We start from the raw sequence: 13,571 nt of genomic DNA on the forward strand, positions 1-13,571 counted from the left end.
ATTCAAAAATAAACAACAAAATTCATTTTATATAGTTTGGCTTCCCAAGAGATGCACGCAGCACAACACTTGCAGGATTCAATCCAACTCCATGAGCCATATCTGCAAATACAATCTCAGAACCTCCGTAAATAAGTCGCATCATTTCTCGCACAGCTAACGAGCCTATAGTTAAAGGCTCAATATTAACAGTTGTGAGAGGTGGAAATAAGTCACACATTCCACAATCATCGCCAAATCCTACTACGCTAACATCTGCAGGAACTTTAAATCCATGTTCATAAAGTGAACGAATCACGCCAATCGCCTGTAAATCGCTTGCTGCAACAATCACGCTTGGCAATTGCGCTCCTTCTACACCGCATTGCTCTATAACATGATTCATACGCGAATAACTTTCAGAAGACTTCCAAGACGTGCATTGCATAATTCTAGATCTCATTGAATTTGCTTGAGAAATTTTATTCCAAGCACTAAGACGAGTAGCAGCATCGCGCCACATTAAAGGACCAGCTACATACAAAGCATCCCTATGACCGCTAGAATTTACAACACTTACAACATCTGCCATAGCACGCCATTGATTAACTCCAATAAACGAGAATTTTGAAACGCTAGAAGATGAATTTTGTTTCAGTAAAGATCTTCCTTCGTGAATACTTACTGAACCATGCGTAGAAGTTAATATAACTCGAGGAATATTCGAACGAAGCTTACACGATGCAGAAAACATCGCATCTGTTGAAGCTATTATTATAAGCCCATCTATATTTTGCTCATCGAATCCTTTTACAATAAGATCTATATCGCTTTGAGTACACAAAACCTCATTAACCATACTTAAAGATAGGAAATATCCACGCGACTTAGAAGACGACTCAATCGCACTAACTATATCTTTAACGCCTAAAATCATTGATTCGCCAATAATAAGACCAATAGTATGCGATTTGCTTGTAACTAGCGCACGAGCAGCATTACTTGGACGATATTCTAATTTATCGATCACGTCCATAACTTTTACGCGAGTAGCTGCAGAAACATCTGGGGAATTATTTATGACTCTTGAAACAGTTTGATGACTCACTCCTGCAGCACGCGCTACATCTATCATAGAAACACGCTTATTATGCGCCACTTTTCCAGCTTTCTTTTTTAGTATAGATTATGAAAGATGCCAAGAAATCCTATGCAAATCACTAGCTCCGTATTTAGATATCGCTTCTCGATGTGCAGCAGATCCGTAACCTTTATTATGCGCCCAATCGTAAACAGCATATTTTTCTAAACCAGCATAATCTATCATCATATGATCTCTTGTAACTTTTGCAATAACTGACGCTGCAGCTACACTAGCACATTTACGATCCGCTTTTACTAAAGTGTTCACATCAATTGAAATAGGTAAAATAGGCGCATCAAAAGTATTAAAAACTTTATGTATATAATCGTATGGCCCATCTAAAATTACTGCCATTTTATTGTGTTTAACGATTTTATTTAACAAATTAGATTCAAATTCGTTAAGATTTTTATTTGCATTATTAGCATTATTGATACTATTTGCATTATTTGTACTATTTGTATTCGTAATGCTATTTATGTTCTTTGCATTATTTATATTCTTTATAAGATTTTCTTGAGCAGAGCCTATAGCTTTCAAAGCTGCAATTCCTAAAGAGTATTCAATTCCCCAATCATCTATTTCATGATTCGTACACGATCCAACTGAATATGCGCTACACCAATTTTTCAAAGGCTCATATAACGCTTCTCGCTTGCGTTCTGTAAGAAGTTTAGAATCCGCTAAACCTTCTGGCATAACGTTTTCTAGATTTATCTCACTAGCTCCAAGTATTGCAGCTCCAACCATCACAGGACCAGCTAAAGAGCCACGTCCAACTTCATCTATACCAATAACAAAATCGTATCCTTTAATTAAAAGATCGCGCTCATAATCTAACGAAGGAATTAAAGGTATTTTAGACATATCAAATCAAAAATAATTAAACAATAAAACTAAATTAAATAAACAAAATAATTAGACTTAATCATTTAGAGTAATTAGGGACTTTTTCAAAAGCATCATGATGTGAATCTAATAACCCAATGCGATTAAGCGGCCAGAAACGAGCAACAGCTACTCCCTCTATTTTTGAAATAGGAACTAAGCCGTCATCACCGTCATTCCTGTGATAACGCGAATCAGCAGAATTAGAGCGATTATCTCCTAAAACAAATACATGACCAGGTTTCACTTTTACTTTGAATGGAAAATCGCTAGGATCTACACCAGGCCGAATGTAAGAAGATTCCAACACTTCTACGCCGTTTACAACAATCGGCTCACCTTTACCTTTGCACTCAACAGTATCTCCAGGTAAACCAATTAAACGCTTAATAAGGTTTCCACGAGTTGAGCCAAGAATGCCAGCTTTATTTTGCGAGTCTTGACTTAACCAATTTGCAGGATCTTCAAAAACGACTATATCTCCGCGATGCAAAGAGAAAATCTTAGGAGTTAGCTTAGAAGTAATAACGTTATCTCCAATGTGAATTGTTTCTAGCATAGAACCTGAAGGGATTGTGTATGCTCCCAAAACGAACAAGCGTATAAGAACAATCAAAACTATTGGAGTAACATACCACGCGAGTATCTCACGCCATGAACTTTTTTCAGAACGATTACTATCTTTAGCATGCTTACCATTGCGAGAATCTTTAGTAGAATTTTTACGAGAACTTTCGTGCGCGCTCGCATCCTCCGCATCCTCATCTTGAGGAACAGGAGAAGGATCTATGCCATGCCCTGCAACTGTAACGATGTGATTATCGATTTCATCCATGTTGTCAGCAGTCATATAAATCCTTTGACATACTATTTAGCATTTTGCAAATACAATAAAAGCTCTAAAGCGCTACTAAATAAATCTTAAAGCGATACTCATAGCGCATAACACATTTGCACAATAAGACTTTTATAAGCAACGTTTACTGATCAATCACAATATAATCAATAAAAGTGATATCACAGTAAACGCTAACTCAACAAACAAATACGCTAAAGCAAGTATTACTTAGCAGAGTTATCTCTACGCTCAGCAATACGAGCAGCTTTACCACGCAAAGAACGCAAGTAGTAAAGCTTAGCGCGACGAACGCGACCACTACGAACCAGCTTAATCGAATCGATAGCTGGGGAATGAAGTGGGAAGCGACGCTCAACACCAGTACCAAAGCTTACTTTACGAACTACGAAAGTTTCACGTACACCTGCACCCTTACGAGCGATAACAACACCAGTAAAAGTCTGAATACGAGAATTGTTACCTTCCTGAATTTTCACGTTTACATCAACAGTGTCACCAGGACGGAAAGCTGGGATTTCTTCAGCAGACTTAAGATGCTTAGCATCAAATGCTTCTACAGCATTCACCATAATAATTCCTCCTCGCCACCGCGTATCGGCGTAAGCTACATCAAAAGTAAATCAACTAAATTGCGATTTTACTTTGACTAATCGTTCCCAAAAAGTTTGCTTTTCAGGGCTTCCATCTGCCAAATCTTAAATAAAGCAGGCTAGACTGATGATAAGCAAACTACGCGGCATCTACTTATCGAAAGCATACAGAACATAAATTTATGCATAATAATGGACATTTTCACAAGATATAAGCACAATACAAACGCAATAAGAACACTAAATAAACCTATACATAAAAATAGTAATTTACTTTTAATTACTTCCACCAAATAATGCGAACGAACCTGTGTATATAGAAACAGCTAATGAAATCAACGGAATAATCACACAAACAATTATTAAAATCCAATCAGAAACTTTTACTTTGCTAATTCTTGCATGAGATCTTGGATTAAATCCACCAAATCCTCTAGCTTCCATTGCTACAGCCAAAGTTGTAGAACGTCGAATTGAAAGAACAAGCAAAGCAAACATTTGAGGGAAAAATGCCTTTAACTTATTCCCATCTCCAATACCGCGAGATCGCCTAGAAGCACTTAAAGCTCGCCAATCATCTTGTAATACGTTAAACATTCTAATTCCAGCTAATCCGCCGTACACAAAACGATCAGAAAAATGCAATATTTGACTAAAAGCATCTGCTAAATCAGTTGCATCTATTCCTATCACAGTTACGATTGATGGAATTCCAATAGCCAAAATTCTTAAAAATGTTGCAAGAGCTAAAGATGAGGATCTGTCTGTAACATGAATCATTCCCCACTGAAACCAAGTGTTTCCACCAGATTTACCATAGAGTAAAACAGTAAGAGCAGACATTGGAGCGCCTATCCACACAGGCCAAGATAAGTAAGCAACTTTCCAAGGCGGAATTTTTATGCAAGCAAAAATAATGAACTCTAAGGCTAAAGCACAAGATGCAGAAACGCAATCAAGAGTGAAAAGCAATGGTATTGAACAAAGAAATGCGCCAATCATTCGATACACAGGATTCATAGATGCAAGTAACGGAGAATAGCTTGATTTCCTTGGATTTTCGGAACGCAAATTAACGTCACTCACACTAATTTTAGATGTATTACTTGCGCTTGAAGATAATTCATCTTTAAACGAATTATAGTCAGAATCAGAGTCAGAATCAGAGTTACGCGAGTCACAAGAACTATTTTCTGCACACAACTCAATCACGCGAGCGCCTAAAGCATTAACTAATTCTTTATCGTGAGTCACAACAATAATGCAAATTCCATCTTTATGAAGACTTTCAATTAAATTGATAATTTGCAACCATGTTTTGCGATCCTGACCAAAAGTAGGCTCATCTAAAATAATCACACTAGGAGCAGCAGCCAAAGACGCAGCAACTGTAAGTCTACGTTTTTCACCACCTGAAAGCGTGTAAGGATTTGAATCAGCATATTGAAGCAAGCTAAATCTTTTAAGTAAAGATTCGGCTTGCTTTCGAGCATCTTCATCGCTCATACCTGTTCTAAGTGGTCCGAGCATAACTTCTTGCAAAACAGTTCCACAAGCAAATTGATGCTCAGGATTTTGAAATACATACGAAATGCGCTTAGCTAATTGAGATGATTTCCATTTAATAGGATCAGTTCCATTAAGACCATTTGAAAGCTTATCGCTTGCAACAACACTTCCGCTTAAAGCAGGCAATAATCCTGCTAAAGTAAGCGATAACGTTGATTTTCCAGCTCCATTAGCTCCAACTAAAGCTGTAATTTGACCAGATTTGAACTCTAAGTTGATATGCTCTGCAATAGGTTTATCTGTATGACTTATAGACAAATCCTTAGTTGAAAGAATTACGTCACCATTTGCATTAGAAGAGTCATAATCTAATTTATAAGATATATCATCTGACTTTTTATAACGCGATGGCAACCAAATACCAAGATCTGTAAAATCTAAATCAGATCTATTAAAAACTTCATCAGGAGTTCCATCAGCTACTATAATTGTGCGAGCAAACGAGGAACGCGCAATATCATCATCGTGGACTTCTTCTAAAGATTCAGATTCTGAAATATCTTCATCTAAACCTAAGACCACAACCCTATCAATCATGTCAATCCACGGTTCAGCATGATGCTCAACAAGTAACATTGTTGAATGAGCAGAATCTAAAACATTTTTAACAGCTTTAACAACTTGATCGACTCCATTTGGGTCAAGATTTGCTGTAGGCTCATCTAAAAGCAAAATACTTGGCTTCATTGCCAACGCTCCAGCTAAAGCCAAACGCTGCTGCTGACCACCGCTTAAATGCGATGTTGAACGATGTAATTGTAAACCTTCCAATCCAACTTTTTTAAGGCTTTCATTGACTTGCTGCCAAATCAACTCGTGAGGAACGTTCATATTTTCTAGACCAAAAGCAACGTTATCTCCCAATCTTTGGAAAATTGCTTGAGAATCTGGATCTTGTAATACTAATCCAACTTTTCCTATAGCTTGACGAACAGGAATATCGTCAACATACACACAGCCTTCGCTTATTCCACCATCTTCATCTTCTACTGGAATCATTCCGTTTGATTCTTTTGATTCTTCAGATTCTTTAGATTTTTCAGAAGATAAAATAACGTTACTGCCTATAATTCCGGCAGCACCTGCAAGAATAGTGGATTTTCCTATGCCTGATGCTCCTAGAAGCAGAACTTTCTGCCCCGCTTCAATAGTGAGATTCAACCCACGAACGGCGAAATGTTTGCGAGTTGCATGACGATAACCCCAATTATCGAAACGTAGTTGAGCGTTACAAGAATCCGACGGAAGGAATGTTTCGGAATTCTTAATATCTTCTTCTCTTATAGCTTCTGCTTTAGAGTCATCAGGCATAGTAATCCTTTTATGGCAATGATATTTAACGACCGGATGCGAAGGAACTTAACGCGCCAGTTTCACGTATTCCCTTATATAAGAACCACATAAGAAGACCTGCAAACACTGCTCCTGAAACAGCGCTTGTAATAAGATACGTGATTCCGTAACTTCCTAATAAGTCAATACCTTGCAAGTTCTTAACAAAGCTAAATGCCCAAGAACCAACACCAGAAATAGCTCCAGCAAGAGTTGCATACCAAATATTCCAATGCTTATAAAGCAATACGAGGAATACGATTTCTGCACCAACACCCTGAACTACTGCAACAAGATACGTATCTAAAACGCCCCAAATATTACCCATGAAGCCTTCAATAACACCAGCAAGTACTTCAGCATAAAGAGCAGCGCCAGGCTTACGAACTATGATTGCAGCTAGAGGGCCTGCAAAAAGCCACAAGCCGTTAATTAAACCAGCCATTCCAGGAGTTATTGACTCAAGGAAATTCCAAGGTACTGTGCAAAAAGCTGAAACAACCCAATAAATTACAGCAGATACAACAGCTATTGCGGAAGCTACTGCAATATCAGCAACACGCCACCTTAAGCTTAACTTAGTAGAAATATTTTCTTCTGACATAATAGTGCCTTTCTTTCATGTGCTACAAAACGTAACACAACTTGAGGCACGGGAAACAGACCTCCGTGCGCCAGCATTATCTGGATTCACGTTCAAGCGGTTTTTCTCAGCTTTTCTCGTGTGAAAAAAGCACCCGTGTCCGTTGGAGAGTTTACGACATTGCGTAGACTCAATTAAAATTTATGCGATTTGCGTTTAATTTGACGATAAAATAACGCTTTAACTAATCAAACTACTTAGCAAATAAAATTTACTTAGCTTCATAAACATACTTAAGCAAAGTCAAACTTATTTAAAGATATCAAAACTTACTTAGCTAACCTGTCTAAAAGCAAAGCTTCAGTCACAATATTTGATTGCAATCCAGAAAGAGAAATAGACTCGTTCGGACTATGAGCGTTAGATTGAGGATCTTCTGGTCCTGTCACTAAAACTTGAGCTTTAGGGAAAATGCGCTGCAATTCTGGAATAAACGGAATAGAACCGCCTTCGCCTTTGTTAATAGGTTCAACACCAAAAGCATCTTTCATAGAAGCTAAAGCATCTTTAGTAGCAATAGCAGAAGGATCCATAGCCCATCCCATGCCATTATCTAAAGGCTCTACGCTAACTTCAGCTCCAAATGGAGCGTGAGATACTAAGAAATCACTTAAAGCTTTTTGAGCATCCTCCGGACGCTGGCAAGGAGCTGTTCTAAGAGAAAGACGCAAACGAGTTTCATGAGCAATAACATTAAAACTTTCTTCAACTGGATGAGCATCCATGCCAATTACTGTTAAGCTTGGTTTAGTCCACATTCTTGAAGCCAAAGATCCTGTGCCTGCAAGCTTATAAGAATCAACTACAGACGAATCAGCGCGAACTTGATTCTCGTCTAAATCACGTTGCAAACCACCAATTGGCTCTTGAGATTCAATTCCAGGAACAGCTAAATCGCCATCCTTGTTATAAAGCGAAGCAACAAGCATTGAAGCAAGCGTGTAAGCGTCTAAAATCGGACCGCCAAATTGCCCAGAATGAACTTGATGATGAAGAACTTTAACTTTAACATCTAACGTAGTATTTCCACGCAAGCTAGTTGTAAGGCTTGGGATATTTGCAGACCAATTACCAGAATCAGCTACAATAATCACATCTGAATCAAACTCATCTTTATGCGATTCAATGAACGGTATGAAGCTAGGAGAACCCATCTCCTCTTCGCCTTCAATAAATACTTTAATATTTACACACAGTTCATCGCTCAAAGCTTTTAGAGCACCATAGTGAATCGCGATTCCACCACCATCGTCTGCACTGCCACGCCCATACAAACGACCATCTATTTCAGTGCCTTTGAAAGGATCTGTGTTCCACTCGCTTTCATCTGGAACAGGCTGAACATCGTGATGAGCATAAAGTAACACTGTTGGAGCGCTAGGATCCACAATTCGAGAGCCAACTACTTCAAAAGCACCATCAGTTCCATCTGGATTTTTTGACTGTTCAACTCGAGCATCAACACCGACTTCACGCAAAACTTTAGCCACATACTCTGCAGAAACGCGCATATGTTCTCCAGTAATGCCTTTAGCAGAAACAGCACCTAAAGAAATCTTCTTATTTAACACACAAAGCACGTCATCGAAAACGTTTTTGACTCTCTCACGCACATCTTCAACTGCTAAAGTAGCCATGAATCCTCCAAAATCTATTTAAAAAATAATACACTAATGATTGCTAATAATTCTTGCAAGCTTTTCATAAAAAATAATTAAATTTACTTACCTCGCATAGCACGTCTGCTTATATGCTGTTTTTTAGTAGGATCTATGCCTTTAGGAATACCAAATCCGCTTTTGCTTTGCAAAGTGCTTAAACGATTGTTCACATTTGCAAGTTCTAGTTTAGTCATAAAGAATCTACGGCGTGGGTGAAGTTTCGCTAATAACACAAACTTATGATTAGTTTGCTGATAACTTTTTGCATGAAGTACTTTATCTCGCAAATCTTTAAGTTTTACTTCTTTTTCGCTTTCACCTACAACGAATTTATACACTGGAATTAAAGATCCTAATGTTATGTGCTTAATGCTTTGCTCTTGACGATTCATTGCGTTCATAACGCGTTCATAATTGCCTTCGCCAATAAGAAATATGCCATTATGACCTGTTCCGCGCCAAATTGCATCTTTAGTGCGAGGATCTACCCAAATCGGCTGCTGTGGGAATGAGAATCCGCCTTTATTTATAGATGAAAGTATGCCTATTGCAGCTCCAGATTTGCCTTCGAGTCGAGCATAGCCTACTTTATCTGCTCTCTTAGTTAGAACAATCGTAAAAAGTAAGAATCCAAGCATTATTGCTGTGATCATCATCATAATAAAAGTGACAATTGACCAATGCAACAAGAATCCAATAATTAAGCCTAAAACAACAGGAGCTAGGAATGCTAACGCAAGAAACCATGGCAACTGCTTATCATCACTGTGCGTATATTTATATATTCGTATGATTTGAGAAAAAATATTATTTCGCGAGCTTTTAGCTTTTGCTGATTTTGTGTTATCAGAATTATTTTTTGCCATGTGTAAATCCCTGATATTTGCGTGTTTTACTATTTAATCAATAATAACTATGTTTCAATACTAAACGAATAAAACTAAGTTATTTAGGCCAAACTCCGTGTTTCTTGTATCGAGGTTTCGGCAATCTCCAGCGGCGTAATTGTATTGCGCGACTCCAAGCATATGTGAAAGATCTAGAAGAACGGCTTACTGATTGCGGACCGTATTTGCTAATCAACTCTTTGCGAAGTCTTCTCCACATAATAAATACGTCTATTGCGCAAATAAGCAAATACACATAAAGCACAACTGTTAAAATAACGCTTATTATTCTCATGCTTACGAACGAGAAAGACATGATTATAACCATAAGAACAAGTGAAAATGGAATAAAATATTCGCCTATGTTTATTCTCGCATCAACGTAATCACGAATGTAAACACGCCAAGGCAATTGCTCATACTTCGGCATATGAGCTAAATCTCCAGAACGCATAGCTTCATACTCTGCATTTTCTTTTTCACGTATGCGTATGCGATTGCGGCGCGCGCTTTCTTCACGGTCAACAGGAACAATAGGACGCAACTTTTGCGCTTGCGACACATTTCTTTTAGGTGTAGGAGCGTTTTTTTGACGATTGTTTTTAAGTTGTTGCTTAGACTCGCTATTGCCATCGCGAGCTTCGGCGGATTTTTTGGCAAATGGATTCCATTTCATGTTTGCAGATTACCTAACAGACTAGACGCTTAAAACATAATACTGTTTAAACAAGTTGCAATAAAAAAGGCTTTTGGTTGAATACCCCTAGTAGTATTCAGCCAAAAGCCAACGCACTTAACTTTAAAAACCTATAACAATAGCCTTAACACTAGGAAGAAAAGAAAAACAGCAAACTAGTATTAAAAACAGTAAAGTTATAAAGAATTTAGTAAAACCAGCATGAGTTTCCCTACAAAACAACACGCCAAGCAGTTAAGTGCAAGAACAAAACTTAGGCTTAAACACTAGAAACTTAATATTTAAGCCTAAGTGATACACACAAAACTTTAAAAACTAAAGCTTAGTGACGAATCTTGCGAACAGCAGCGCCCATGCCAGCGAGCATAGCAGCAGCCAAAGCAGCGAATGCTACACCAACACCAGTCTTGCCGAGCTGCTTCTTGCCCTTACGACCCTTGGTGTTAATGTGAACGCCGTTCTTGCCTTTATCCTTAGAATTCTGCTTGTTTTGCTTGTTCTGCTTGTTCTGCTTGCCTGGCTTGTGACCGCTTGGAGTTACCTGGCTAGAAGCCAAACCAAGCTTGAAATCATCAGCATCAAGCTTAAGGAACTTTGGATCCTTCAAAACATCAGCATCATCACCAAGACCGTTATAAGCAGTCGCATAATCGCCATCAACGAAAGCGTTATATTCGTTCAAAGCTTTTGTGAAAGCAGCTTCAACAGCAGTAGACTTAGCATTAGCCTTATTAAGCTGAGCTTCAGCTACACTCTGAGCCTTAGTTAATTCCTTTACGCGCTTAGCATAAGCTGTAGTCTTCTTGAAATCCTCAGAAGCATTATCCTGGTAATCTTCCAAAGCACGGTCTGCAGCTTTCTTAGCTTTCTTAGCTTCTTCAACAGTCTTCTTGAAAGGAGCATACTTATCCCAAGCCTTATTCAAAGCAGTGCGCTTCTCACCAAGCTTCTTCTCAGCATCAGCAAAAGCCTTCTTAGCAGCTTCCTTAGCTTCCTTAGCACGCTGTTCCTTATATTCCTTAGTAGTAACAGCCTTAGCTTGTACCTTAGTCAACTCAGCGTCAGCAGCAGCCTTCTTAGCGACTAACTCTACATAAGCATAACCGCCCTGTACTTCAGATTGATCCTGAGTTTTAACTACTTTCTTTTCAGCAGCCTTTACTTCATAACCATCTTTAGCAGTGCCATCTTCCTTCAAAGCAGTAGCTACATCACCCTTGTAAGCATCTTTGCGAGCAGTCTCAGCTGCAGTAGCAGCAGCTTCAGCTTTAGCAAGTTCCTTCTCAAAGTCAGCGTTAGTGTACTCTTTAGCTTCTTCAGCAAAAGCTGGAGCAGTAGCAACTACTGGAGCAGCAAAAGCCATGCCGGCGAGCAAAGTAGCGCCAGCAGCAAAAGCGGCAATAGCCTTCTTATTTAACATAATATTTCCTTTCTTCTTCTCCACTACGCCATGTGACGTAATGAAAAACTAAATCACTTCTAAAAACTTTTAAATTAAGTTCTAGAAGTGCATCAGCAAGTTATAAACAAGTGATGTTTGCTTTTAAGATACCCCCCCCCGTTTGAAAAAGTCAAGAGCCAACCAACTATCACTTATCCACAATTTCAATAAAATAAACTAAAAAATAAAACTAAAACAAGCAAAACATCGTAAAAAATACAAAACACCAATGTTTTTATATTAAAAAATATGTTTTCAGGAATTTTCAAGAATTTTCAAGAATTTTCTCAGGAAACTTTAAGGAAACGCATTAAAGCATGCTAAAACCTTGCAAAATCAAGGATTTACACACACCAACGTTCAACACGCCCGGGCATATTCCTTCTCTAAAACCTGCAACCACCACTTCCACCACACCTCTTCCTCCACCATTCCCTCCACCTCTTCCACCACACACTGTCAACAAACACATAATTTATTGGTAAAATCAATGCGAGTTCATCAAAGTGTTTAAGCTAAATCAAGGAGCGCACATGTTTGATATAAGCGTCAAAGCAAACAGCGACAGTTTAGAAAGCATGTATCAAGAAGTAATTCTAGACGCTGCAAGAAACCCTCATGGAAAAACTCATTTTGACATCACAAACGCGCTTGAGCAAGCAGAACCACAAGAAACACAAGAAACACAAGAAACAGACGCTAAGAACTCCACTGAATTTAAAGAACAACAAACTTTAAAGTCAGAAATAAAACTAAACAATACTCACGAAAGTTGCAACATAAAAGAGCACACGCAATCAAAACAATCTTTAGGTCAATCGCATCAATTCAATCCAACTTGTGGAGATGAAGTGACTATGCGAGTAACACTATCTTACGAAAATGCTAATGAACAAAATCCAATAATTTCAAGCATAAAATGGGACGGCCACGGTTGCTCAATCTCACAAGCAAGCCTTTCAATGATGGTAGATCTAGTTGAAGGAAAATCCGTTGACGAAGCACTAAAACTCGCAAAGCTGTTCCACTGCCTTATGCAATCTAAAGGAGCAGGCTTAGCTGACGAAGATGAAGAAAACGCACTAGAAGACGCGATTGTTTTACAAGGTGTTTCACGGTATCCGATGAGAATAAAATGCGCGCTTTTAGCTTGGGAAGGCTTAAAAGACAGTATTGCAAAGGCTATGCAAGACTTATAGAATCTTATAAACAAGAAAAACAAGGAATATTATGGAAGAAAATCACGCGCAATCATCACTTAACGCTAAAAATATTGGTCGCGTTAAAGAAGAAGACATACTAGACGCTTTACATGACGTTGTAGACCCCGAACTAGGAATTGATGTAGTTGACTTAGGACTGGTTTACGGAATTGAACTTGATGAACTTGGGCGCGCGATTATAACAATGACGCTTACAACTCCTTCTTGTCCTCTTACTGATTTGATTGAAGATGAGTGCGCAAGCGCACTCGTTGGACTAGTTGACGAATTTAGAATCGACTGGACTTGGAAACCACGTTGGAGCGTTGAGGACATAAGCGAAGATGGTCGCGCTCAACTTGAAGCTCTAGGCTACAATCTCAGCAATTTGCAAGCCAACTTTGCGTTAGGCGCGAAATACAGTTCAAATCCTAATTTGCTTTACTCTGATTCACAAGAACCTTATGCTGGCATTCCGCCAACCGCATAAAATTTACTAAATTGCATAAACTGCAAGATTTAAGATTGTTGACACAGTAAATTACGTATAGATTGTGTACTAGTGAGGTGCGGAAAATACTTAACGAACAATAAAAAGCGAAACGGTATTAAAAAAAGTTACACCTAATCCAAACTCTTCACAAAACTAAAGTAAGCTAAAATCTACCTTTTACTACTA

At 38.5% G+C, this 13,571-nt stretch carries 12 protein-coding genes and 1 riboswitch; of the genes, 2 read left to right on the top strand and 10 right to left on the bottom strand.

What is annotated here, in order from left to right; genetic code table 11:
* Positions 1–22: 22 nt before the first annotated feature.
* From HXT27_RS00835 to HXT27_RS00880, 10 genes are all read right to left on the bottom strand, one after another.
* Positions 23–1,138 (bottom strand): LacI family DNA-binding transcriptional regulator, encoded by a 1,116-nt coding sequence (locus HXT27_RS00835; RefSeq protein ID WP_422113169.1) that lies wholly within the window; start codon positions 1,136–1,138, stop codon positions 23–25.
* Between the two features lie 27 nt (positions 1,139–1,165).
* The gene (locus HXT27_RS00840) at positions 1,166–1,990 is read right to left on the bottom strand and encodes a ribonuclease HII (protein WP_075523580.1); all 825 of its coding nucleotides are present in this window, start codon (positions 1,988–1,990) and stop codon (positions 1,166–1,168) included.
* A 61-nt stretch (positions 1,991–2,051) separates the two neighbouring features.
* Positions 2,052–2,861 (bottom strand): signal peptidase I, encoded by an 810-nt coding sequence (lepB, locus tag HXT27_RS00845; protein WP_103043488.1) that lies wholly within the window; start codon positions 2,859–2,861, stop codon positions 2,052–2,054.
* A 212-nt stretch (positions 2,862–3,073) separates the two neighbouring features.
* On the bottom strand, positions 3,074–3,439 hold the full coding sequence (rplS, locus tag HXT27_RS00850) for a 50S ribosomal protein L19 (RefSeq protein ID WP_075523582.1): 366 nt from the start codon (positions 3,437–3,439) through the stop codon (positions 3,074–3,076).
* 297 nt (positions 3,440–3,736) lie between these two features.
* A complete protein-coding gene (locus tag HXT27_RS00855; protein WP_422113170.1) occupies positions 3,737–6,340 on the bottom strand; it encodes an ATP-binding cassette domain-containing protein in 2,604 nt (867 codons plus the stop codon).
* Positions 6,341–6,365: 25 nt separating this feature from the next.
* Entirely contained in the window at positions 6,366–6,965 is a 600-nt protein-coding gene (locus HXT27_RS00860) for an ECF transporter S component (RefSeq protein WP_103043486.1), read from the bottom strand.
* A gap of 44 nt (positions 6,966–7,009) precedes the next feature.
* A riboswitch (TPP riboswitch) is annotated at positions 7,010–7,112 on the bottom strand.
* Positions 7,113–7,273: 161 nt separating this feature from the next.
* The gene (locus HXT27_RS00865) at positions 7,274–8,641 is read right to left on the bottom strand and encodes a dipeptidase (RefSeq protein WP_103043485.1); all 1,368 of its coding nucleotides are present in this window, start codon (positions 8,639–8,641) and stop codon (positions 7,274–7,276) included.
* An 83-nt stretch (positions 8,642–8,724) separates the two neighbouring features.
* Positions 8,725–9,531, bottom strand: coding sequence for a DUF4191 domain-containing protein (locus tag HXT27_RS00870; RefSeq protein WP_103043484.1), 807 nt, complete (start codon positions 9,529–9,531; stop codon positions 8,725–8,727).
* Between the two features lie 79 nt (positions 9,532–9,610).
* The gene (locus HXT27_RS00875) at positions 9,611–10,228 is read right to left on the bottom strand and encodes a DUF3043 domain-containing protein (protein WP_075523587.1); all 618 of its coding nucleotides are present in this window, start codon (positions 10,226–10,228) and stop codon (positions 9,611–9,613) included.
* Between the two features lie 343 nt (positions 10,229–10,571).
* Positions 10,572–11,669 carry a hypothetical protein gene (locus HXT27_RS00880; protein ID WP_103043483.1) on the bottom strand — a complete coding sequence of 366 codons (1,098 nt, stop codon included), beginning with the start codon at positions 11,667–11,669 and terminating at the stop codon, positions 10,572–10,574.
* A gap of 554 nt (positions 11,670–12,223) precedes the next feature.
* Between HXT27_RS00880 and sufU the strand changes: the two genes are divergently transcribed.
* Positions 12,224–12,889, top strand: a complete 666-nt coding sequence (gene sufU, locus HXT27_RS00885; protein ID WP_103043482.1) for a Fe-S cluster assembly sulfur transfer protein SufU — start codon at positions 12,224–12,226, stop codon at positions 12,887–12,889.
* Between the two features lie 31 nt (positions 12,890–12,920).
* Complete coding sequence (locus HXT27_RS00890) at positions 12,921–13,382, top strand: metal-sulfur cluster assembly factor (protein ID WP_103043481.1); 462 nt, start codon at positions 12,921–12,923, stop codon at positions 13,380–13,382.
* Positions 13,383–13,571: the final 189 nt, after the last annotated feature.

Source organism: Gardnerella bivia, from assembly GCF_049262715.1.
GTDB classification, from domain to species: Bacteria; Actinomycetota; Actinomycetes; order Actinomycetales; family Bifidobacteriaceae; genus Bifidobacterium; species Bifidobacterium vaginale_A.

Coding starts and splice junctions, on each gene's coding strand:
- HXT27_RS00840 (WP_075523580.1), bottom strand. CDS start 1,990: ATGTCTAAAATACCTTTAATTCCTTCGTTAGATTATGAGCGCGATCTT.
- lepB (WP_103043488.1), bottom strand. CDS start 2,861: ATGACTGCTGACAACATGGATGAAATCGATAATCACATCGTTACAGTT.
- rplS (WP_075523582.1), bottom strand. CDS start 3,439: ATGGTGAATGCTGTAGAAGCATTTGATGCTAAGCATCTTAAGTCTGCT.
- HXT27_RS00855 (WP_422113170.1), bottom strand. CDS start 6,340: ATGCCTGATGACTCTAAAGCAGAAGCTATAAGAGAAGAAGATATTAAG.
- HXT27_RS00860 (WP_103043486.1), bottom strand. CDS start 6,965: ATGTCAGAAGAAAATATTTCTACTAAGTTAAGCTTAAGGTGGCGTGTT.
- HXT27_RS00865 (WP_103043485.1), bottom strand. CDS start 8,641: ATGGCTACTTTAGCAGTTGAAGATGTGCGTGAGAGAGTCAAAAACGTT.
- HXT27_RS00870 (WP_103043484.1), bottom strand. CDS start 9,531: ATGGCAAAAAATAATTCTGATAACACAAAATCAGCAAAAGCTAAAAGC.
- HXT27_RS00875 (WP_075523587.1), bottom strand. CDS start 10,228: ATGAAATGGAATCCATTTGCCAAAAAATCCGCCGAAGCTCGCGATGGC.
- HXT27_RS00880 (WP_103043483.1), bottom strand. CDS start 11,669: ATGTTAAATAAGAAGGCTATTGCCGCTTTTGCTGCTGGCGCTACTTTG.
- sufU (WP_103043482.1), top strand. CDS start 12,224: ATGTTTGATATAAGCGTCAAAGCAAACAGCGACAGTTTAGAAAGCATG.
- HXT27_RS00890 (WP_103043481.1), top strand. CDS start 12,921: ATGGAAGAAAATCACGCGCAATCATCACTTAACGCTAAAAATATTGGT.